Source organism: Sphingobium sp. SJ10-10, assembly GCF_036038995.2.
In the GTDB taxonomy this organism is placed as follows: domain Bacteria; phylum Pseudomonadota; class Alphaproteobacteria; order Sphingomonadales; family Sphingomonadaceae; genus Sphingobium.
Genome location: NZ_CP158132.1, coordinates 329,821 through 349,697 on the forward strand (window position 1 = coordinate 329,821; position 19,877 = coordinate 349,697).

Below are 19,877 nucleotides of genomic sequence, written 5' to 3' on the forward strand. Positions count from 1 at the left end.
ACCCCTGTTGTTCTCTTGGATGAGACTGACCGCTTTGCCGATTCCTCCTTATCCTATGCAGATAGTGCCGCTGCCCCGTTTCGGGCCAGCGGATTCTCAGCTATCATTCTGTATATCAACCTTTTTTTGGATTCGGCGAAACGACTTTTACGTTCATCTCACCGGCTTCACGGCACGATTTGTCGCCGATATGCTGGAGGTGCGTTGTTTGGGCTTGGGCAAGCGACCTGCACGGATTTGCCCGCACGTGCCTCACCATGCCCGGCTCTCGACCTCAGTGGTCGCCCGTACGATCCGATGGGCATTTGCGGGAGAAATTCATAGTGGCCCGTCTCAGGCTCAACGACTTCGGTGGCAACGGCGCCGATGTTGACAATTCGAGCCTCGCGGGAGCCTTCCAGCGCTGGGAGAACTACCTTCGCCGCGATCATGCTTCTGCGTCTTTTCGCGCTTGGGCTACAACTTCTCCCAGGCCTTGCGCGCCATTCAATTAGAGCGCGCCGGTCTAACGACAGCATATGTCCCGAATGATATTCACGATGGTGCCACCGATGCGCCGTGAGCTATGGCCATCATCTTGTCCCGTGCTTGTGATCAATCCATCCAGAGGCCGCCGTTCACGTCGACGATCTCGCCGGTGACGAAGGCGCTCTCTCGCGTGCAGAGCCAGGCGACCATGCCCGCCACCTCATCGGACCGGCCCATGCGGCCTGCCGGGATTTGCTGTACCAGCGTAGTAGGGAAGCTGTTCGTCATCGGGCTGGCGATCGGGCCGGGCGCGACGGCGTTGACGGTGATGCCGTGCGATGCCAGCTCCCTGGCGAGGTAGAGGGTGAGCGCATGCACGCCCGCCTTGGCCGCGCCATAGGCGGCGTTGCCTGCGCGCGTCTGTTCTTGCGGGTCGATCCAGGGGCGCGGATTGCCGCCATTTTTGGCGAGCACTGACCCGATATTGACGATCCGGCCGAAGCCAGCCGCCTTCATCGGCGCGATCACCGCCTGATTGGCGAGGAACACGCCGCGCAGGTTGATGCCATGCACCCGGTCCCATTCTTCGAGGCTGATGTCCTCAAATGAACCCAGCGAGGTGATGCCCGCCGCAGTGACGAGGCAGTCGATCCGGCCGAAATCGTGGACCACCGCATCGACCAGTTCGCGCACCTGCGCCGCGTCGGAGAGGTCGAGCGCATAGCTGCGGCTGTCACCCGCCGATGATGGCGCTTCCCGGTCGGCAAGTGCCAGCCGGGCGCCGCCTTCGGCCATGCGCTGCGTGATCGCGCTTCCGATCATGCCGCCCGCGCCTGTGACCAGCATGACCATTTCATCCAGCGCGAACCGCGTTTTCATGCCGCTGCGCTCGCGTGAAGTGCAGCCTGCCGCCCGAACACCGCGCCGCGCAGCACGGAGGTCGAGCCGGTATAGGTGCGATAATAGAGGCCCATCGTCTCGCCTGCCGCATAGAGTCCATCAATGGCGCGACCATCCTGGTCCAGCACACGGGCGTGGCGATCGACCTTCAATCCGCCGAAGGTGAAGACATTGGCCGAGATCACCGGCCAGGCGAGATAGGGCGCCCGGTCGATCGGGCGCGCCCAGTTGGACTTGGGTGGCGTAAGGCCTTGGGTGGCGAGACCGTCACGCTCCAGCGGCTTGAATTCGCCTGCCCCGCAGGCTGCATTATAGCGGCCGGTGGTGTCGGCCAACACATCGCGGGGCACGCCGATCGCGTCCGCTAACGCCTCTATGCTGTCGGCCCTGACCGGCGGCTGATCGGTGCGGCTGCCCTTCTGCCAGTTGGGGACATCGTCGATCTGCGCATCGACGATCAGCCAGGCAATGCCATCGCGCTGCTGGAAGATGCGCCGGGTGACATTTTCATAATGAGCATCGACCGTGCCGGGCGCTTCGTCGGTGAAGCGCAGGCCGTCCTTGTTGACCAGTATGCCATAGGGAAAGGTGAAGATCGCCGGTTCCGCGAGACCCGAACGGGGATCGATCGGTTCGGCATGGTAGCTGCCGAAATCGCCATTGGGCGCGGCGCCGATGTCCAGCGCCATGCGGATGCCTTCGCCTTTGTTATAATGGCCGCCCCGCGCCACTGGACGCAGGTTGATCGCCTGTGCACCGACATAGCGGGCCAGCATTTCCGGATTGCCCTCGAACCCTCCGCAGGCAAGGATCACGGCGTCGCCCTCGATTGCGCCCCGGCTGGTCGCCAGTCCGGTGACGTGCCCGTCCCGCACCAGCAGCGACCGGGCGGTCGTTTCGAAGCGGAAGTCCACGCCCTTCGCCTTGCACGCTTCCGTTAGCGTCTCGACCATCGCCAGCCCGCCGCCGACCGGCAGCAGTCGCGTGGTCGTGGTGGTGACGAAGGCGGTGGGCAGGAAATCGAAGCGCAATCCGGCCCGTTCTAGCCAGCGCAGGGTCGTCCCCGCATGGTCGGCAAAGGCGGAAAGCAGGTCCGGGTCGACCATCGATTGGCTGCGCGCAATGGGCGACCAGTCGGCATGGTCGCGCACCATTTCCTGTTCGATGCTTGGGTCGGTATAGCCCCCCGCATTGGCCATGAAATGATCGACGAAATCGTCCGCCACCTCGTCCATCGACTTCATGCGCAGATAGGCTTCGGTATAGCGGGTGTTGCCGCCATGCTCGCCCTCCGCAGCGCGTTCGATGAGCGTAACCCGCGCTCCGGCTTCGGCTGCGGTCAGCGCGGCGCTCAGGCCCGCAATGCCGCTGCCCACAACGATCAGGTGCATGATTTTACTCCGGTTTGAACCGCTGTTCGAGCGCGTCCCAATGATGTTTCGCCACCGCTGCTTGCCGTTCCTCGAAAGAGGCGAGCAGGTCATGAACGGCATCGAGCGAGCCGGTCGCCTTGAGCGAACCAAGCACGGTCGCGCTGGCGCGCACCGCCGCCTGCAAGGCCGCATTGGCGTAGAGGACGAGGCCGAAGCCCATGTCGGCCAGTTCCGACTGGGGCAAGGGCGGGGTCTTGCCGCCATGGACGATATTGGCGATCTGCGGCACGGGCAGAGCTGCGATGCGCCGCATCTGCGCCGCATCGCGTGGCGCCTCGATGAAGGTGATGTCCGCGCCTGCCTCGACAAAGGTTTCCGCGCGCTCCAGTGCGGCGTCGATGCCCTCTACCGCCAGCGCATCGGTGCGGGCGATGATCAGGGTGTCGCGGGTCCGCGCATCCGCCGCGGCGCGGATTTTAGGCAGCATCTCGCCCAGCGGGATCACGCCTTTGCCGTTGAAATGGCCGCAACGCTTGGGGAAAAGCTGGTCCTCCAACTGGATAGCGGATGCGCCCGCCCGCTCCAGCACCTTCATAGTGCGAAACGTGTTGACGGCATTGCCGAAGCCCGTGTCGGCATCGACGATCAGCGGCAGGCTGACGGCGTCGGCCATGCGCGACACCGTCCCGGCAATGTCGTCCAGCGTCGTCAGGCCGATGTCGGGCGCGCCCAATGCCATATTGGCGATGCCGGCGCCGGTCACATAGACGCATTCGAAGCCCAGATCCTCGACGATCCGCGCAAAGAGGGCGTTGGCCGCTCCAGGCGCCAGCACGGCTTTCCGGCGCGACGCGATGTCCCGCAGCGCCATGGGATCAGCCCTCCCGCGCTGCCTGGACGAACTGGTCGCTGTTGCTGACCGTGCCGACGGCGGGGGCGATCATCGTGATGAAGTGATCGTGCAGCGCCGGATTTGGGGCGGCGCAGATATCCTCGATCACGACGGGCGCGAAGCCGGCATCGTCCGCGAAACGGGCGGTGCTTTCCACGACCAGATGGGTAGCGACCCCGCCCATGTAGAGCCGCTTGATGCCCTTCTGCATCAGCCAGGTCATCAGGCCTGTGTTGAAGAAGGGATTGACGCACTGCTTGGTGATCACTAGCTCGCCATCGGTCGGCGCGACATCGGGATGGAATTCGGTGCCGAACTCCCCGACGATCGCGGCGCGATTGGATTTCAACCCGCCGATCCGGGCGGCGACGCTCAGGCAATCGGCATAGTCGGGACGAAAGCCGAGCCGGACATGGACCACCGCCATGCCGGCGCTGCGGGCCGCGTCGAGGCAGCGGCGGGCATTGGCCAGCACGCCGCGTTCCTCGACGATCTGGGCGAGGCCATGGGCGCCGACCTTGCCCTTGGGATCGACCATCTCATTCTGAAGGTCGAGCAGCAGCAACGCGGATTTCATGCAAATTGACTCCGATATTCGGGGGAAGGGGGATCAGTAACGGAACGAAAGCGTCGCGCCGTAAGTGGCGGGCATGCCTGCGAAGCGGGCGGATACGTCCGCGATCTTGTAGGCATTGGTCCAATAATATTTATCACCGACATTGCGGCCCCAGATGCTGAAGCGCCAGCGGTCGTTGGCGCTGGCAATTCCGGCGCGTAGGTCGATAAGAGTATAGCCGTCGATCGCCAGCGTTGGATTTTGCCCGAGCGCGCCATTGGTCTTGCTGCGGCCGTTGATATTACCGCCGACAAAGGCGTTGAGCGTCTGCGATACCGGGAATTCGTAATCGGCGGCCACCGACCATTGCCAGCGCGGCGTGTTGGGGAAGGATTCGCCCTTGAAATTCTCGACCACGCCATAGGGATCGAAGTTCACGAAGTCCCCGATGCGGCTGCGGACGTAAGTCACGCCTGCATTCAGCGTCAGCCCCCGCACCGGACGCAGCACTGCCTGTAGTTCGGCGCCCGTCACCTTCGACTTGGGAATATTGACCAGCAGGTTCAACGGGCCGAATATATTGGGTGTCAGGATAACGCTGCCCAGAGTCTGCTTGTCGCGATAGTCATAGTGGAATAGCGCGCCGTTCAGTTGGAGTTTCCGGTCCAGCAGCGTCAGCTTGAAACCGGCTTCATAGGCGGTCAGCTTTTCCTGTGTCACCGGCGTATATTGCGAGTCCGACGATGCCGGGATCAACGGGAAGGCGCCAACCTTGTAACCGCGACTGACGCTGGCATAGAGCAGCGTGTCCTTATTGGGCTTGAAGTCGATGCCGCCGCGCCAGGACAGATTGTCCTGCGCCAGCTTGGTGCGCGTGATCGTCGGTTGCAGAGCGGCATTGAGCTGCGTGCATTGCGGGTTGGGGCCGAGCGCCGACGGATCGCCCTGGGTGATGATACCCAGGCCGACCGCCAGGCTGCCATTGGCGCTGTTGCCGGTGCAGCCCGTGAACTTGTCGGACGTGTCGGTGTAACGAAGCCCGCCATGCAGCGTGATGGTATCGCTCACCGCCAGGTCGACATTGCCGAAGACGCCATAGGTCTTGAACCGCTGCTCCGAAGAGATCGGGATCTGATCGGGCACCGGCAGGCCGAAGAAGACGGCGAAGGGCGCGAAGCCGGACGCTTCGGTCGAAGTCAGTCGCTGGACTTCATCCACCTTGTTGTTTTCATGGTTGGCGCCCACGATCCAGCGGCTGCCGGAACCGAACTCGCCCGAAAGCCGCACTTCCTGAAAGAAGGCCTTGATCCGCCCGCTGTCGATCGTGTCGACCAGCACCAACGTGGTGCCGTCGGGGTCGACCACGTCATGCTGCTTATAGTCGGAATAGGAGGTGAGCGAGGTCAGCGTCACGCTGTCGCTCAGCTCATAGTCGAACCGGCCCGTCACCTGCCACTGGCGGTCGTCGCGGCGGGGATTGAGGCCCGCCGTCCAGTCGCCCACACGGGCGTCGGATGTGACGATCGGCTGGTGCGCCAGGCGCGGATCGACGAAGGGCGGTATCAGCGGATTGACCTGGATAAGCTGCGCCGCCTGCACGTCGGACTTGTCCCAGAAGGCGTTGAAGCCGATCTTCGCCTTCAAGCGCTCCCCATTATAGTCGATGAGGCCGCGAAGCTGGGTGAAATCCCGCTTGCCATTATTGTCGCCGGGCCGGGTCGCGCTGCGCTGCCATGCGCCCGATCCTTCATGCCGGGCGGCGATCCGCACCGCGACGGTGTCGCTGACGGGGCCGGACACGAAGCCGCCCAGATCCCAGCTATCGAAGCGGCCATAGCTGGCGTCGGCCCCGGCGGTCAGGTGGTTGGTCGGGCGCGCGGCGATATAGTTCACCGCGCCGCCGGTCGAATTGGACCCGAACAGCAGGCCTTGCGGCCCCTTCAATACTTCCACCCGCTCCAGATCGAAACTGGCGCTGCGCGTCATCGCGGAAAAGGGCAGGGGCGCCTCGTCCTGATAGACCGTCACGGTCGGCGTGGAGCCGATGTCGTAATTGTAGAAGCCCACGCCGCGCAGCGAATAGACCGGCGTGCTGTAGGCCGACTGGGTGAAGGTGAAGCCCGGCACGATCTTGCCCAAGTCATTGGCGCTTTGGATGCCGGCCTTGACCAGCTCGTCTCCGGAAGCGGCGCTGATCGACATGGGAACATCGTTGATCGATTCCGCCCGCTTGGTCGCGGTGACGATGATGTCGGCGCCATTTTCCGGCTGTGATGCCTCCTGCGCCAGAGAGGGTCCGGCGGACAGAAAGGACATGGCAAGCGCGGTGCTGGACACTGCTGTTGCAAGGCGCGCGAACGTCATCTTCTTCTCTCCCATTGGCCGGCGGCTTGTTTTGGCGACGCCTTGGCTTTCCTCTTGACCACAGGGCTAGAACATAGCCATCATCGAGTGAAGCGATAATTATCGATAGCGATTATCGTCTATGGCGATAGGAGAGATGAATGCGGAAAGTCCTTGTGGTAGGTGCGGGCAATGCGGCGCTGTGTGCAGCGATAGCCGCGGCGGAGGCGGGCGCGCAGGTCACGGTACTGGAGCGGGCGCCCGACGCGGCGCGGGGCGGCAACTCCGCCTTTACGGGCGGAGCCTTCCGCACAGTCTATGAAGGGGTGGAGGATATCGCCCATCTCGTTCCCGACTTGACCGAGCAGGAGCGGGACAGCAGCGACTTCGGTCGTTATGACGCGGAGAAATTCTACCTCGATCTGTGCGAACTCAGCGGCTATCGCGCCGATCCGCTGCTGATCGACATTTTGGTGCAGCAAAGCTTGCCTACCCTGTCATGGATGCGCGATCAGGGTGTGCGTTTCCTGCCCGCTTATGGCCGCCAATCCTTCAAGGTCGACGGGCGGAACATCTTCTGGGGCGGCCTGACCGTGGAGACGGCGGGCGGCGGAGTCGGCCTGGTGGACGCGCTGTTCCGCCGTGCAGAGGCGCTGGGCGTCACGATCCGCTACGACCACAAGGTCGAACATCTGATCGGCAATCGCCATGGGGTGGAGGGCGTCATCGTCAACGGCGAGGCGCTGCATGCCGAGGCGGTCGTGCTGGCGGCGGGCGGCTATCATGCCAATGCGGAATGGCGGGTGCGCACTCTGGGGCAGGGCTGGGATCTCGCGAAGGTCCGGGGGTCGCGCTACAACACCGGCAATGTCATACAGGCCGCCTTCGCCATCGGTGCACGGTCGCATGGCAACTGGTCGGGCTGCCACAGCGTCTTCTTCGATGCGGGAGCCGAGGACTTCGGCAATATCGCCATGCTTAACCAGCAAAAGAATTATTTCACGCTCGGTATGGTCGTGAACCGCAATGGCGAGCGTTTTTTTGACGAAGGGTCTGATTTTCGCAACTATACCTATTCGAAAATGGGTGCGGCGATACTACGCCAGCCCGGCGGTACGGGCTGGCAATTGTTCGATGCCCAGTCGATCCCTATCCTGCCCGACGAATATCGCGTGCCGCGAGCGGCGCGGTTCGAATCGGATACGCTGGAAGGATTGGCGGCCAAGCTGGAAGGCATTGATCGCGACGCCATGCTGCGGACAATAGCGGAATTCAATGCAGCGGTGGATGAGGACGTGCCCTTCAACCCTGCGGTGAAGGATGGACGCGGCACCCGGGGTCTTGCGATCAACAAGAGCAATTGGGCGCGGGCGCTGCGCGAGCCGCCCTTTGTCGCTTATGAGGTCACATGCGGCATCACGCTGACCTTCGGCGGATTGGCGATCGACGAGCAGGCCCGCGTCCAGAGCGAGGAAGGCGAGGCGATCGCCGGGCTCTACGCGGCGGGCGAACTGGTCGGCGGCCTTTATTATGATCGCTATCCCGGCGGCGCGGGCCTGACCAGCGGCGCGGTGTTCGGCCGGATCGCCGGTGCCCACGCCGCCATGGGCTGATGCCGGACTAGGCCGTAAACTCATAAATGTCGCGTTCGAGGTTTGAGGCAAAAAGGCCCAGCACAAGGAGAGAGGGCGCAGGAATATGTCGATATTTCAAGCCCTCTCGACGCCGGGATGGGCCTTTTTGGTCAAATCCGCAGGACGCCAAAATGGCTTCCATCTCGAACCGAAATGCGCTTGCAAAGGTGTCCAACCTTCGCGGCGCGCATTTCGGCCCGATATGTTCGCCATTTTGGCGCCTCGAACGCGACATTTATGAGTTTACGGCCTAGACAGCCATGATGTCGACCAGCGCCTGACGCAGCCAGGTCAGCGCAATGTCCTTCGACTGATCGGGCCGCCAGGTAGCCGAGATGTCGATTTCGGGGGTGGGAAGGGGAGGCTCGATCCATTTGAGCTTCCATTCCCCCTTCAGCGTCGTGGCCAGTCGCCTGGGCAGGATGGCGACCGCGTCGCTGCCCGCGACGATCCGGGCGAAGATCAGATAATTGCCCATGGTCAGCCGCAGGTTCGCGGCCTTGCCCAACTCGTCCCACAACATGGTTTCATGGTTGAACGACACGCGGGGCAGCGCCGAATAACCGACATGGCGCAGCGCCAGAAATTCATCGGCCGACATTCCGGGGTAGAGCGAGTCATTATCCTCCGCGCCGATGCAGACATAGGTGTCGCGATAGAGCAATTCCCGTTCCATGCCCGATACGCGCAGCGCATTGGCCGGAAAGACGAACAGGTCTATGTCCGGCCGGGTCGAGCGGTTGAGGAATTGCGGGCGGATTTCTACAAAGTCGAACGACAGTTGTGGGGCTTCTATAGCTGCCCGTGTCAGCAAAGGCCCGCCGACCAGTGCCGCGACATAGTCCGCCGTCGCAATCACCAGGCGCCGTTCGACAGTATCGACCTGGCCGCGTGACTTGGTGATGACTGCCCGCACACCATTCAGCAATTGGGACACGTCCGGCATGATTTGTTCGGCTAGCGGCGTCGGCACCATTTCGCTGCCCGACCAGGTGAACAGTTCATCGTCCAGCGCTTGCCGCAGCCGGTTAAGCGCGGCGCTGACCGTGGACTGCGCCAGATTCAGCGTCCTTGCAGCGTTGGATACGTTGCGGTTGGTCCAGATCGCCTCCATCGTGACCAACAGGTTGACGTCGAAATCCCTCAGTTGCATCGCTCTCGCCTTGTCATCGCCTATCTCAATAGTGACTATCCAAATATATCGTTTCTGACAATAGGAAGGCAGCGCTAATCCAGTCCCATCAACTCGCGGCAAGCGAGATGCAGGAGTGGATTGATGGCAGAATTGCAAAATCTCGCCTATGTCGTTTTTGCCGTCAGCGACCTTGGGGCCTGGCGCAGCTTTGCAACCGACATCGTTGGCTTGGGCACCGTGACGACGCCCGACGGCGGCCTTGGCCTGCGCATGGACGATCATCCCTGGCGGATGCTCGCCACCCAGGGGGATGACGATGACCTGACCCATGCGGGTTGGGATGTCGGCTCGGCGGAGGAACTGGACGCCTATGTCGCCGCCCTTCGCGCCAAGGGAGCGGATGTGCGCGAAGAGGATGCCGGGCGAGTGGCGGCGCGCTGCGTCGCCCGGCTCTACAGCCTCACCGATCCCAACGGCGTCACCCATGAATTTTTCAGCGGGCGCACTGGTTTCGTTCAGGATGGCGGCCATCTTTCGCCCATATTGCGAGGTGCAGGTTTCACGACCGGCGACCTTGGCATCGGCCATATCCTGCCGGTCTCGCGTGACTATGACGAGGGTGTCGCCTGGTATCGCGACATATTGGGCCTGCGCTACAGCGACCGCATCCGGCAACTCATTGCGCCCGGCGTCTATGCGGACGCGACCTTCTTCCACAGCGCCACTGGGCGTCACCACTCGCTCGCGACCGGCTCTTTCCCATCCTCCAAGCGGCTCAATCATCTGATGCTGGAATATCGGGACATGAACGATGTCGGCTTGGCCTGCGACCGCGCCAAGAAGGCCGGTATCCCGATCGTGCTGGAACTCGGGCATCACCCGAACGACCAGATGTTCAGCTTCTACATGCGGACCCCCTCGGGCTTCGGGATGGAACTGGGTCATGGCGGCCTGGTGATCGACGAGGCGAGCTGGGAGCCGCAAATCTACGACCGCATGTCGGACTGGGGCCACGCCCGCAACATGAACATGGCCGACTGAATAGTGGCCAATCCAATCAGGGAGTGATTATGTCTATCTGGATCGATTTCCTCGGCGCCGAAATCCGCTATGTCGACACGCCCAGCTTCGGCCGCGTGCGCATTGCCGAAGCGGGCAAGGGCAAGCCCGAAGCGCTGTTCCTGATGCACGGCATCGGCGGCCATATCGAGGCCTATTCAAAGAATGTGGTGCCGTTGGGCGAGCATTTCCACGTCATCGCCCTCGATTTCGTCGGCCACGGCCTGTCGGAAAAGAAGACCGACATCGAATATCCCGCCAGCATCTATGCCGATCAACTCAAGGAGTTGATGGACGTGCTCGGCATCGAGAAGGCGCATATTTCCGGCGAATCTCTGGGCGGGCTGGTAACCGGCCTGTTCGCGGTCAAATATCCCGAACGCTGCCTTCGCCTGATCCTCAATACGGCGGGCGGCATTCCGATCATGACCGACAAGGGCCGCCAGGATCTGGTCAACCTCGCCACGCTGACCGAGAAGAATTACGGCAAGCCGCCCAGCTTCGAAAGCATCAAGGAGCGGATGCAGTGGCTCATCTATGAAGGCAATTGGGATCTTCTGACCGACGAACTGATCGAATCCCGTCTCGCCATCTATTCGCGGCCCGATTTCCAGAAGTCCGCCCCACTCGTCTTCGCCCGGCTGAACCAGGCCAAGGCCGGCGGCGGCAAGTCAATGCCCGACGCGATGGAGCTGGAAAAGATCGAGCAGGAAGCCCTGCTGCTCTGGACCACGCACAACCCGATCCATGACGTCCCCGCCGCCGAGGCCGCGCTGCCGCGCCTCAGGAAAGGCAAGCTTTACGTCATGCGGAAGGATTGCGGTCACTGGCCGCAATATGAAAGCCCCGAGGAATTCGATGCCGTGGTGGTCAAATATCTGACCACCGGAGAGGTCTGAAAGCCATGGCCGCTGCGCTGGCCCATCCCATCCCGCTGTCGCCGCCCATGGCGCCCAAGCCCGACCTGTTTCGGCAGGGCATGCGGCGCCTGGCCGGGGCGTGCACGATCATCACCTCGGTCGCGCCGGGTCAGGGGCGCGAAGGCTGGGCCGGGCTGACAGCGACGGCGGTGGCGTCCGTCACGGCGGAACCGGCGCGGTTGCTGGTCTGCATCAACCGCTCCACCTGGGCGCATAATATCATCAGCCAGTCGCGCATATTGGGCGTCAATGTGCTGGGCGACGATGCCCTGCCGTTGGCCAAGCGCTTTGCCGGGGGCGTTCCGCCGGAAGAGAAATTCGCGGAAGGCAATTGGCTCACCGCCACCAGCGGCGCGCCCCTGCTCGGCAGCGCGCTCGCCAGCTTCGACTGCCTAGTGGGCGAAAGCATCGAAGCCAGCACGCACGACATCTTCATCTGCGACGTGCTGGGCGTGCTGCTGCGTGAACCGGGGGGCGACCCGCTCATCTATTTCGACGGGGCATTCCTGCCCGAACGCCCGATCCAGTGAACAACAAGATACGTGAATAACAAGATACAAGGAGAGCCCGCCATGTCCGTTGCCGTACTGGGCCAGAAGGCCAGTGAGATTCCGACCAGTCAGGAACTGATCGCCCGCGCCGCCGCCATGGTTCCCGGCCTGCGCGCCCGCGCCGACGCGATCGAGGAGGCGCGCCGCGTGCCGGACGACGTGATCGACATGTTCCGCGAAGCCGGCTTCTTCCGCATCCTCCAGCCGAAAAAATATGGCGGATGGGAAATGAACCCGATCGTCTTCATGCGGGTGCTGGGGGAACTTGGCCGCGGCTGCTGCGCCAGCGCATGGGCGATGATGATCCTGGGCGTCCATAATTGGGAATTCGGCGTCATGGACGATCGCGCCGCGCAGGATGTGTGGGGCGAGGATGACCAGACCATCATCGCATCCTCCTATCCGCCGGTGGGCGAATTGACCAAGGTGGAGGGCGGCTGGCGCCTCAAGGGCCGCTGGCCCACCTCCAGCGGCAGCGACCATGGCGCCTGGGCCTTTATCGGCGCGCTGGAACGCAATGAAAAGGGCGTGCCGATCGACCGCCACGCCCTGCTGGTCAAGCGCGAGGATTATGAAATCATCGACGACTGGTACACTTTCGGCCTGTCCGGCACCGGCTCCAAGAGCCTGCTGATCAAGGACGCCTTCATCCCCGATCACCGCGCCCATTCGATGATCGATTACAAGATGGACGATCGGCCGACCAACTATCTCTTCCCCTTTGCGATGGTCTTCTATTCGTCGGTCTCTTCGGTCATCATCGGCTTCGCGCAGGGGGCGATCGACGTCTTCATCGACCAGATGCAGGTGCGGGTCGACAATGGATCGGGCGCGGCGACGCGGCTCAGCCCCTATGTCAAGGATCGGCTGGCCAATGCCGTGGCGAAGGTCCGCGCATCGCAGGCCCGCATGGAACAGATGATGGCGCATTGCACGCAGATCGTCGAACGGCGCGAACTGGTCTCCACCGAGGATCGCATCCATTATATGCTCGACATGGCGCGCATCGGCCGCGAGTGCGAGGAAGCGGTGCTGACGCTCTACAAATGCACCGGCGCGCGGGGCGTGTACAAATCCAACCCGATCCAGCGCTATCTGCGCGACACGCTCGTGGCCGCCAACCATGTCACCCAGGATGCCGATAACAATGCCGGTGCCTTGGGCGGCTATCTGCTGAGTGGCGAACTGCCGCCGCTGCTCTACGAAAAGCCGAAGGCCGACTGAGATGGGCATCCGCATCTGGCACCAGAGCTTCACCGTCCTCAGCGACCTTGCCGCCTATGACGACGCGCTGAAGGCGCATTTCAAGCGGGTGGCGCGGCCCGACACGGTAATCGACATGCACGGCATGCGCGAAGGCACCTATCGGACCAACTATCCGGGCGACGATATCAAGCATGTCGGCTTCCAGTTCCTGCACGCGATCCAGTTCATGCAGGGCGCGTTGATGGCGGAACGGCAGGGCTATGATGCCTTCGCGCTCAGCACCCTGCCGGAACCGGGACTGCGGGAAATCCGCGCCTTGGTCGACATTCCGGTGGTGGGCTATGGCGAATGCGCGGCACGGGCGGCGGTGGACGACGGGCGGCGGTTCGGGGCGCTGGTTTTCATTCCGGAACTGGCCGAACTCTATCGCGACAATGTCCGCCGCCACGGCATCGGTTGTCGGCTGGTCGGCGCCTGCGACGTCGGCTTTCGCTTTGCCGACGTGCTTGCGGGGTTTGCCAGTCCCGGCCCGCTGATCGATCGGTTTCGGAGCGCGGCCCGTGACCTGATCGCCAGGGGCGCGGAGGCGATCGTGCCGGGGGAGGCGCCGCTCAATGTGCTGCTGGCGATGAACGGCGTCAGTGAGGTGGACGGCGTTCCGGTGATCGATTCCCTGGGCGCCTGGGTGCGGGCGGCGGAAGTGGCGGTGGATGCTCGCCGGGCGGGCAGGCAGGCGGCGGGGACAGGCTATTTTGGCGCAATGCCAGATCCGGTCCGACGCGACGAAATTCTCGATTTCTACGGATTGAACCCCGCATGACTGATGTGATCGTCATTGGCGGCGGGGCGGCTGGCTGGGCTGCCGCCCTGTCCGCCGCGCAGCATGGCCTGGAGGTCGTGCTGTTGGAAAAACTGGCCGAATCCGGCGGTTCCTCGGCCATGAGCGGCGGGTGCCTCGCCTTTGCCGGGACCGATCTTCAGGCGGCTCAAGGCGTGGCCGACAGTCCTGATCTGTTGTTCACCGACCTGCGCGAAGTGGGCCAGGAGGTGAACGATGCGGATTTGGTCCGGACCTATTGCGACGCGCAACTCGCCACCTATGAATGGCTGAAGGCCGCTGGGGTGGCTTTCAGCCCTGTGATTGAGACGGCGGCGGGCCAGTCGGTGCCGCGCGTGCACAGCGTCGATCCCGCCGACATGGTGCGCGCACTCCATGCCGCCGCCGAAGAAACCGGCCATATCGATTATCGCCCTGGCATGGCTGCGCGCTCGCTGCTCCAGAATCCGGACGGGCGAGTCACTGGCGTCGTTCTCGAAAACGGCGAAACGCTGGAAGCGGCACGCGGCGTCATCATCGCCAGCGGCGGCTTTGCGAAGAATTCGTTGCTGCTCGACCGCTACGCCCCCCAATATGCCCCGGCCGTGTTCGTCGCCGGAGCGGGATCGCAGGGCGACGGGTTGCAGATGGCGCGGGCGCTGGGCGCGGACTTGCGCGACATGGATTATGTGAAGGGCACCTTCGGCAAGCATCCGACCGACGAGAGCAACGACCATAGCCTGCAAGCGGTCTACAAGGGCGCGATCGCCGTCAACCAGGACGGGCAGCGCTTCGTCGACGAAAGCATTTCCTACAAGCTGCTGGGCGATGCGGTGATGGCCCAGCCATGGCATTGCGCCTATCAGATCATGGACCAGGCGATTTTCGACACCGGCGACGACCGCGTCCGCATCCTGGATTTCGGGCGGCGGCTGGAGGAAGGACTTTTCTATACGGGCGATACGCTGGCGGACCTTGCCGCGCAGATCGAGATTGATCCCGATGTGCTGTCAGCGACCGTGGATCGCTACAACGCCCATGTCGATGCCGGGCATGATCCCGATTTCGGGAGGTCGCATCTTGTGCATCATCATGGCGCGTTGCGCAGGATCGATCAGGGGCCGTTCTATGCCTATCCTTCGACCGCCGTGGTGTTCGGCACCTATTGCGGCCTGCGCATTGACAGCCAAGCGCGCGTATTGCGCGCCGACGGTGGCTGGATCGGGGGGCTGTACGCCGCCGGCGAAGTCACCGGCGGCTTCCACGGGGCCGCCTATATGACTGGCTCGGCCCTCGGCAAGGCGGTGGTGTTCGGGCGGATTGCGGGCGAAGCGGTGGCGGTGTCATGAGGATCATGGTGCTGATCGCAGGCGTGCTTGACCCCAAATGGCCGGTGGCGCCGGGACCGGGAGGCCTGCCCGAATGTTCCGGCGACCGGCTGCTGCTCAGTCCTTTCGATGCAGCGGCACTGGAAATGGCGCTGAGGGTCCGCGATGCCCAGCCCGATGTCGAACTGAGCGCGATCGTCGCGGGCGGTCCTGAATGCGACAAGCTGGCCCGCGCCGTCTCTGCGTTTCACGTCGCGGACGTATCGATGCTGGCTTTGGCGACGCCCTGGGATCAGGCGGCGACCGCGCGGGCGCTGGCTGTGGCGGCACGTGGCGCGGACCTGATTCTGATCGGTCGTGAATTTGGCGATTGCGACGATGGACTGGTGCCGCCGATGCTGGCTGCCATCCTCGGCCTGCCCTTTTTCGGCCGCGTGCAGATGGTGGAGGCGGCTCCGCACCTGCGGCTGATGCGCGAAGTGGGTGCGCGTGAGGAATGGTTGCCGGTCACGGAGCCCATCGTCGCCAGCGCCACCAATGACCGGCGCACCCGGCTGCGCAAGCCGCTGATGAAGAATGTCGTGCAGGCTCGTCAGGCGCAGATCGAACGTCGGGAGGCTTTCGCGGTGGGCGCCACCGGGCTCCAACTTGCCGGCAGCAGCGAATTGGCGGGCGCGCGGTCGCCCACCAATTGCCTGATGATCGCAGGCACGGTGCAGGAACAGGCGCGCGCGCTCGCGATCGTCCTCATGGGGGAACGGCTATGAAGGGGTGGCAGTGCATTCTGGTGGCGATCGGCGTGGGCAGCGATAATGATTCGGTACCGGACTGGCCAAGTGACCGCTCCCTACTGATTCTGCCGGCAACCCCCGAAGGCGAGGCGCTGGCGGGGGTTCTGGCGGCGCGTCTCGATGCGGTACTGCTGGGCCGCCTGACGGAGATCGGCGTGGACGGCGATGCGCTGGTCGCAAGGCGTCCGTCCTATGGGGGTCGTATCTTGTTTGACCTGCGGCTGACGCAGGGCATTGCCGTCGCCACCATGAACGAGCCACCCGCCTGCGACCGGATGGTGACGCTGGCGGCGCCCGGCATATCAGGGATCGACCATGTCGAATTGCCCGCCCGCGACGCCGCGCTGGAGGGCGCGCGTCTGGTGGTGAGTGGGGGGCGGGGACTGGATGCCGACAGTTTCGCCACCCTCGGCCAAATCGCGCAACGGCTCGACGGGGCGCTCGGCGCCAGTCTGCCCGCGGTCGACCTCGGTCTTGCGCCTGTGTCGCGCCAGATCGGCCAGTCCGGCCATTTCGTGACTCCCCGGCTTTATCTGGCCGCCGGCATTTCGGGGACGCCGCAACATCTTGCCGGAATCGGCATGGCAAGCCGGATCATCGCGATCAACAGCGACGCTGACGCCCCGATCTTCCGCTATGCCGAGGTCGGGATGGTGGCTGATGCCAAGATATTGTTGCCTCTGGTGCTGCAATCGCTCGAAGAGCAAGAGAGGAACGAAATCGATGCCGTCCCCCAATCATGAAGACCTCGCCAGCCGTTTGCGGAATGCCTATGCCGACGGTGCGGTGCCGCCGATGCGCGACGGGCTGGAGCCGCAGGATGCCGACAGCGCCTATGCGATCCAGACGATCAACACCCGTTATTGGGAAGCGCAGGGACGGCGCATCGTCGGCCGCAAGGCCGGGCTGACCGCCAGGGCGGTGCAGCAGCAACTGGGCGTCGACCAGCCGGACTTTGGTGTGCTGTTCGATGATATGCGGATCGCCGATGGCGGCACGCTCGATCCCGCACGGGTCTTGCAGCCCAAGGCCGAGGCGGAAATTGCCTTCATCCTTGGCGCGGACCTGCTCGATCCCGACACCACGCCCGCCATGGCCGCGCAGGCCGTCGCCAGCGTCCATGCCGCCATCGAGATCGTCGACAGCCGCATCGCGGACTGGAAAATCAGCTTTGCCGATACGGTTGCGGACAATGGCTCCTCGGCTTTCTTCGTCCTCGCGCGGGATGGAAAGCGGCTCGAAGGGCTCGATCTCTACAGTTGCGGCATGGTGATGGAAATCAACGGCGCGCCCGTATCCTTTGGCGTGGGAGCGGCTGTGCTGGGCAATCCGTTGAACGCCGCCGCATGGCTGGCGCAGACGCTGGCGCGGCGCGGCGAGCCGCTCAAGGCGGGCGATATTCTGCTGGCCGGTGCGCTGGGATCTATGGTGGCGCTCAATCCCGGCGATCAGGTTCGGGCCGTCATCGGCGGCATCGGCGAAACGAATTTCACCTATGGAAAGACTTGAAGGCCATGGCCAAGACCAAGGCGGCCATTATCGGTTCGGGCAATATCGGCGCCGACATGATGATCAAGATCATGCGCCTGCGTCATCATGACTTTAGTTTGGCAATGCCCGTCAAGCAGGTTGAACGCGACATCCTTGAGCGAAACAACAAGGAATTAGCGCGGCGCGCTCTAAGAGGTAGGATGCGCTTCCCTCTTGGGGCGGTTCATCGCTGGCCCCAGCTCATGGAGCAGACAGTCCACAACCTTCTGCACCTTCGGCAAGAGATGGCGCCGCTGGGGATAGACTGCCCAGATGGGTTCGTCATCCGGCTGAAAATCTTCCAGCAACAGCTCGACCATGCCGTGTTTAAGATAAGGCAGAATGTAGAAATCGGGCAGTTGGCAGATGCCAAGACCGGAGACGCATGCCTCCATGACAGCATGTCCGCTATTGCATCTGAAACGCCCTTTGGGCCGATGGATCATTTCCTCGCCGTTGACCTTGAAATGCCAAGTGCCTGCGGAGCCTGCAATAGATTCATGCTCCCCTAGCGCCTCAACCTCCGTTGGACGTCCCGCCGACGCCAGATAGCTGGGCGCGGCGCAGGTATAGAGCGTACGTGACGCCACCCGCGTGGCAATCAGGCGCGGATCGATGGTCGTGCCCGTGCGTACGGCCAGGTCGAACCCTTCGCCAACGAGATCGATGACGCGATTGGACAATTCGATCGACACGGCAAGCCTGGGATGCTGCATGGCGAAGCGACGGATGATCGGCGCCACGAACCTTTCGCCCATTGCGGTCGAACAAGTGACGCGCAACTCGCCCTGCGGTTCGCTTTGATCGCTGATCAGCGCGATGGCTTCGTCCCTGTCCTGGGCGATGCGCTCGCAACGTTCCAAAAACACCCGGCCGGTGTCGGTCAGCCGGACGGTACGGGTGGTCCGATGGAATAGCTGCGCCTGCACGCGCTGCTCCAACGCCATGATCGAACGGCTGACATGCGTGGTGGACACGCCCAATGCTCTTGCCCCGCGCGTGAAGGAGCCGGCTGTGGCGACGCTAATGAATTCATCGATGCCATCCCAATTCGACATTCGATTGTCCCATTCTAGAAATAATGATTTTTCAAAACACTATATTATCACCACTGCGGAATAGCGCTAGGGTGGCGTAGCAGAGAGAGGGCGTGCCGATGAACTGGCTTGGAAGAATTTTCGCATGGTTATGCGGCAATTTTGCCAATTGTGCCGAGCCATGCTTGTTCCTCTCGAAATTGGACCATGACGAGGAATGAGAGATGAAGACCCGCGCCGCCGTCGCCTTTGAAGCGAAGAAGCCCCTGGAGATCGTCGAGGTCGATCTGGAAGGCCCGAAGGCGGGCGAGGTTCTGGTCGAGATCATGGCGACGGGCATCTGCCATACCGACGCCTATACGCTGGACGGGTTCGACAGCGAGGGCATCTTTCCCTCGATCCTGGGCCATGAGGGCGCGGGCATCGTGCGCGAAGTCGGCGTGGGCGTGACGTCCGTGAAGCCGGGCGACCATGTGATCCCGCTCTACACACCCGAATGCCGCCAGTGCAAAAGCTGCCTTTCGGGCAAGACCAACCTGTGCACAGCCATCCGCGCGACCCAGGGCAAGGGGCTGATGCCCGACGGCACGACCCGTTTCAGCTATAAGAGCCAGCCGATCTTCCATTATATGGGTTGTTCGACCTTCTCCAACTTCACGGTCCTGCCGGAGATCGCGGTGGCGAAGATCCGCGAGGACGCGCCGTTCCAGTCGAGCTGCTATGTCGGCTGCGGCGTCACCACCGGCGTCGGCGCGGTCGTCAACACGGCGAAGGTGCAGGTCGGCGAGAATGTCGTAGTCTTCGGCCTGGGCGGCATTGGCCTCAACGTCATCCAGGGCGCGAAGATGGTCGGCGCGGACAAGATCATCGGCATCGACATCAACCCGGATCGCGAGGAATGGGGTCGCAAGTTCGGCATGACCCATTTCCTCAACAGCAAGGGTCTGTCGCGTGAGGAAACAGTCGCGAAGATATTGGAGATCACGGACGGCGGCGCCGACTACAGCTTCGACGCGACCGGCAATACCGAAGTGATGCGCACCGCGCTGGAATGCTGCCATCGCGGCTGGGGCGAAAGCATAATCATCGGCGTGGCCGAAGCGGGCAAGGAGGTCAGCACCCGCCCGTTCCAGCTCGTCACCGGCCGCGTCTGGAAGGGCACGGCCTTCGGCGGCGCCAAGGGCCGCACCGACGTTCCCAAGATCATCGACTGGTATATGAACGGCAAGATCGAGATCGATCCCATGATCACCCACGTCCTCACGCTGGAGGAGATCAACAAGGGATTCGACCTGATGCACGCGGGCGAGAGCATCCGCAGCGTCGTGCTGTTCTGA

At 63.1% G+C, this 19,877-nt stretch carries 18 protein-coding genes; 11 read left to right on the top strand and 7 right to left on the bottom strand.

Going from position 1 to position 19,877, the window contains the following annotated elements:
* Window positions 1-594 precede the first annotated feature (594 nt).
* From VVT58_RS01575 to VVT58_RS01595, 5 genes are read right to left on the bottom strand one after another with little or no spacing between them, the layout of a single operon-like run.
* A complete protein-coding gene (locus tag VVT58_RS01575) occupies window positions 595-1,347 on the bottom strand; it encodes an SDR family NAD(P)-dependent oxidoreductase (RefSeq protein WP_327751852.1) in 753 nt (250 codons plus the stop codon).
* A complete protein-coding gene (locus tag VVT58_RS01580; RefSeq protein WP_327751850.1) occupies window positions 1,344-2,759 on the bottom strand; it encodes an FAD-dependent oxidoreductase in 1,416 nt (471 codons plus the stop codon). Before VVT58_RS01580 ends, VVT58_RS01575 begins: the two co-directional genes overlap by 4 nt.
* A gap of 4 nt (window positions 2,760-2,763) precedes the next feature.
* Window positions 2,764-3,612 (bottom strand): isocitrate lyase/phosphoenolpyruvate mutase family protein, encoded by an 849-nt coding sequence (locus VVT58_RS01585; protein WP_327751849.1) that lies wholly within the window; start codon window positions 3,610-3,612, stop codon window positions 2,764-2,766.
* Window positions 3,613-3,616: 4 nt separating this feature from the next.
* Window positions 3,617-4,210: an isochorismatase family cysteine hydrolase gene (locus VVT58_RS01590; protein WP_327751848.1), complete on the bottom strand. Its 594-nt coding sequence runs from the start codon at window positions 4,208-4,210 to the stop codon at window positions 3,617-3,619.
* 33 nt (window positions 4,211-4,243) lie between these two features.
* A complete protein-coding gene (locus VVT58_RS01595) occupies window positions 4,244-6,553 on the bottom strand; it encodes a TonB-dependent receptor (RefSeq protein WP_327751847.1) in 2,310 nt (769 codons plus the stop codon).
* Window positions 6,554-6,693: 140 nt separating this feature from the next.
* Between VVT58_RS01595 and tcuA the strand changes: the two genes are divergently transcribed.
* Window positions 6,694-8,145 (top strand): FAD-dependent tricarballylate dehydrogenase TcuA, encoded by a 1,452-nt coding sequence (gene tcuA / locus VVT58_RS01600; protein ID WP_327751846.1) that lies wholly within the window; start codon window positions 6,694-6,696, stop codon window positions 8,143-8,145.
* A 271-nt stretch (window positions 8,146-8,416) separates the two neighbouring features.
* On the opposite strand, the gene VVT58_RS01605 is transcribed toward tcuA, so the two are convergent.
* Window positions 8,417-9,319 carry a LysR family transcriptional regulator gene (locus VVT58_RS01605; protein ID WP_327751603.1) on the bottom strand — a complete coding sequence of 301 codons (903 nt, stop codon included), beginning with the start codon at window positions 9,317-9,319 and terminating at the stop codon, window positions 8,417-8,419.
* A 123-nt stretch (window positions 9,320-9,442) separates the two neighbouring features.
* On the opposite strand from VVT58_RS01605, the gene VVT58_RS01610 reads away from it, so the two are divergent.
* Genes VVT58_RS01610 through VVT58_RS01650 form a run of 9 tightly spaced genes read left to right on the top strand, consistent with a single transcriptional unit; the run spans window position 9,443 to window position 17,482 of the window.
* Window positions 9,443-10,342, top strand: a complete 900-nt coding sequence (locus tag VVT58_RS01610) for a VOC family protein (RefSeq protein WP_327751604.1) — start codon at window positions 9,443-9,445, stop codon at window positions 10,340-10,342.
* 29 nt (window positions 10,343-10,371) lie between these two features.
* On the top strand, window positions 10,372-11,259 hold the full coding sequence (locus VVT58_RS01615) for an alpha/beta hydrolase (protein ID WP_327751605.1): 888 nt from the start codon (window positions 10,372-10,374) through the stop codon (window positions 11,257-11,259).
* Between the two features lie 5 nt (window positions 11,260-11,264).
* On the top strand, window positions 11,265-11,810 hold the full coding sequence (locus VVT58_RS01620) for a flavin reductase (protein WP_327751606.1): 546 nt from the start codon (window positions 11,265-11,267) through the stop codon (window positions 11,808-11,810).
* Window positions 11,811-11,852: 42 nt separating this feature from the next.
* The gene (locus VVT58_RS01625) at window positions 11,853-13,055 is read left to right on the top strand and encodes an acyl-CoA dehydrogenase family protein (protein ID WP_327751607.1); all 1,203 of its coding nucleotides are present in this window, start codon (window positions 11,853-11,855) and stop codon (window positions 13,053-13,055) included.
* A 1-nt stretch (window position 13,056) separates the two neighbouring features.
* Window positions 13,057-13,857, top strand: coding sequence for an aspartate/glutamate racemase family protein (locus VVT58_RS01630; protein ID WP_327751608.1), 801 nt, complete (start codon window positions 13,057-13,059; stop codon window positions 13,855-13,857).
* Window positions 13,854-15,203, top strand: coding sequence for a flavocytochrome c (locus VVT58_RS01635; RefSeq protein WP_327751609.1), 1,350 nt, complete (start codon window positions 13,854-13,856; stop codon window positions 15,201-15,203). The genes VVT58_RS01630 and VVT58_RS01635 overlap by 4 nt, the downstream gene beginning before the upstream one ends.
* Entirely contained in the window at window positions 15,200-15,949 is a 750-nt protein-coding gene (locus VVT58_RS01640; RefSeq protein WP_327751611.1) for a hypothetical protein, read from the top strand. The genes VVT58_RS01635 and VVT58_RS01640 overlap by 4 nt, the downstream gene beginning before the upstream one ends.
* Window positions 15,946-16,716, top strand: coding sequence for an electron transfer flavoprotein subunit alpha/FixB family protein (locus VVT58_RS01645; protein ID WP_327751612.1), 771 nt, complete (start codon window positions 15,946-15,948; stop codon window positions 16,714-16,716). The genes VVT58_RS01640 and VVT58_RS01645 overlap by 4 nt, the downstream gene beginning before the upstream one ends.
* Window positions 16,697-17,482, top strand: a complete 786-nt coding sequence (locus VVT58_RS01650) for a fumarylacetoacetate hydrolase family protein (RefSeq protein WP_327751613.1) — start codon at window positions 16,697-16,699, stop codon at window positions 17,480-17,482. The genes VVT58_RS01645 and VVT58_RS01650 overlap by 20 nt, the downstream gene beginning before the upstream one ends.
* A gap of 170 nt (window positions 17,483-17,652) precedes the next feature.
* On the opposite strand, the gene VVT58_RS01655 is transcribed toward VVT58_RS01650, so the two are convergent.
* On the bottom strand, window positions 17,653-18,561 hold the full coding sequence (locus VVT58_RS01655) for a LysR substrate-binding domain-containing protein (protein WP_327751614.1): 909 nt from the start codon (window positions 18,559-18,561) through the stop codon (window positions 17,653-17,655).
* Window positions 18,562-18,764: 203 nt separating this feature from the next.
* Here VVT58_RS01655 and VVT58_RS01660 point away from each other — a divergent pair, with 203 nt between their 5' ends.
* On the top strand, window positions 18,765-19,877 hold the full coding sequence (locus VVT58_RS01660; protein WP_327751616.1) for an S-(hydroxymethyl)glutathione dehydrogenase/class III alcohol dehydrogenase: 1,113 nt from the start codon (window positions 18,765-18,767) through the stop codon (window positions 19,875-19,877).

Excerpts from the sequence above, each read along its gene's own strand:
- VVT58_RS01575 (WP_327751852.1), bottom strand. The coding sequence starts at position 1,347 with ATGAAAACGCGGTTCGCGCTGGATGAAATGGTCATGCTGGTCACAGGC.
- VVT58_RS01580 (WP_327751850.1), bottom strand. The coding sequence starts at position 2,759 with ATGCACCTGATCGTTGTGGGCAGCGGCATTGCGGGCCTGAGCGCCGCG.
- VVT58_RS01585 (WP_327751849.1), bottom strand. The coding sequence starts at position 3,612 with ATGGCGCTGCGGGACATCGCGTCGCGCCGGAAAGCCGTGCTGGCGCCT.
- VVT58_RS01590 (WP_327751848.1), bottom strand. The coding sequence starts at position 4,210 with ATGAAATCCGCGTTGCTGCTGCTCGACCTTCAGAATGAGATGGTCGAT.
- VVT58_RS01595 (WP_327751847.1), bottom strand. The coding sequence starts at position 6,553 with ATGACGTTCGCGCGCCTTGCAACAGCAGTGTCCAGCACCGCGCTTGCC.
- tcuA (WP_327751846.1), top strand. The coding sequence starts at position 6,694 with ATGCGGAAAGTCCTTGTGGTAGGTGCGGGCAATGCGGCGCTGTGTGCA.
- VVT58_RS01605 (WP_327751603.1), bottom strand. The coding sequence starts at position 9,319 with ATGCAACTGAGGGATTTCGACGTCAACCTGTTGGTCACGATGGAGGCG.
- VVT58_RS01610 (WP_327751604.1), top strand. The coding sequence starts at position 9,443 with ATGGCAGAATTGCAAAATCTCGCCTATGTCGTTTTTGCCGTCAGCGAC.
- VVT58_RS01615 (WP_327751605.1), top strand. The coding sequence starts at position 10,372 with ATGTCTATCTGGATCGATTTCCTCGGCGCCGAAATCCGCTATGTCGAC.
- VVT58_RS01620 (WP_327751606.1), top strand. The coding sequence starts at position 11,265 with ATGGCCGCTGCGCTGGCCCATCCCATCCCGCTGTCGCCGCCCATGGCG.
- VVT58_RS01625 (WP_327751607.1), top strand. The coding sequence starts at position 11,853 with ATGTCCGTTGCCGTACTGGGCCAGAAGGCCAGTGAGATTCCGACCAGT.
- VVT58_RS01630 (WP_327751608.1), top strand. The coding sequence starts at position 13,057 with ATGGGCATCCGCATCTGGCACCAGAGCTTCACCGTCCTCAGCGACCTT.
- VVT58_RS01635 (WP_327751609.1), top strand. The coding sequence starts at position 13,854 with ATGACTGATGTGATCGTCATTGGCGGCGGGGCGGCTGGCTGGGCTGCC.
- VVT58_RS01640 (WP_327751611.1), top strand. The coding sequence starts at position 15,200 with ATGAGGATCATGGTGCTGATCGCAGGCGTGCTTGACCCCAAATGGCCG.
- VVT58_RS01645 (WP_327751612.1), top strand. The coding sequence starts at position 15,946 with ATGAAGGGGTGGCAGTGCATTCTGGTGGCGATCGGCGTGGGCAGCGAT.
- VVT58_RS01650 (WP_327751613.1), top strand. The coding sequence starts at position 16,697 with ATGCCGTCCCCCAATCATGAAGACCTCGCCAGCCGTTTGCGGAATGCC.
- VVT58_RS01655 (WP_327751614.1), bottom strand. The coding sequence starts at position 18,561 with ATGTCGAATTGGGATGGCATCGATGAATTCATTAGCGTCGCCACAGCC.
- VVT58_RS01660 (WP_327751616.1), top strand. The coding sequence starts at position 18,765 with ATGAAGACCCGCGCCGCCGTCGCCTTTGAAGCGAAGAAGCCCCTGGAG.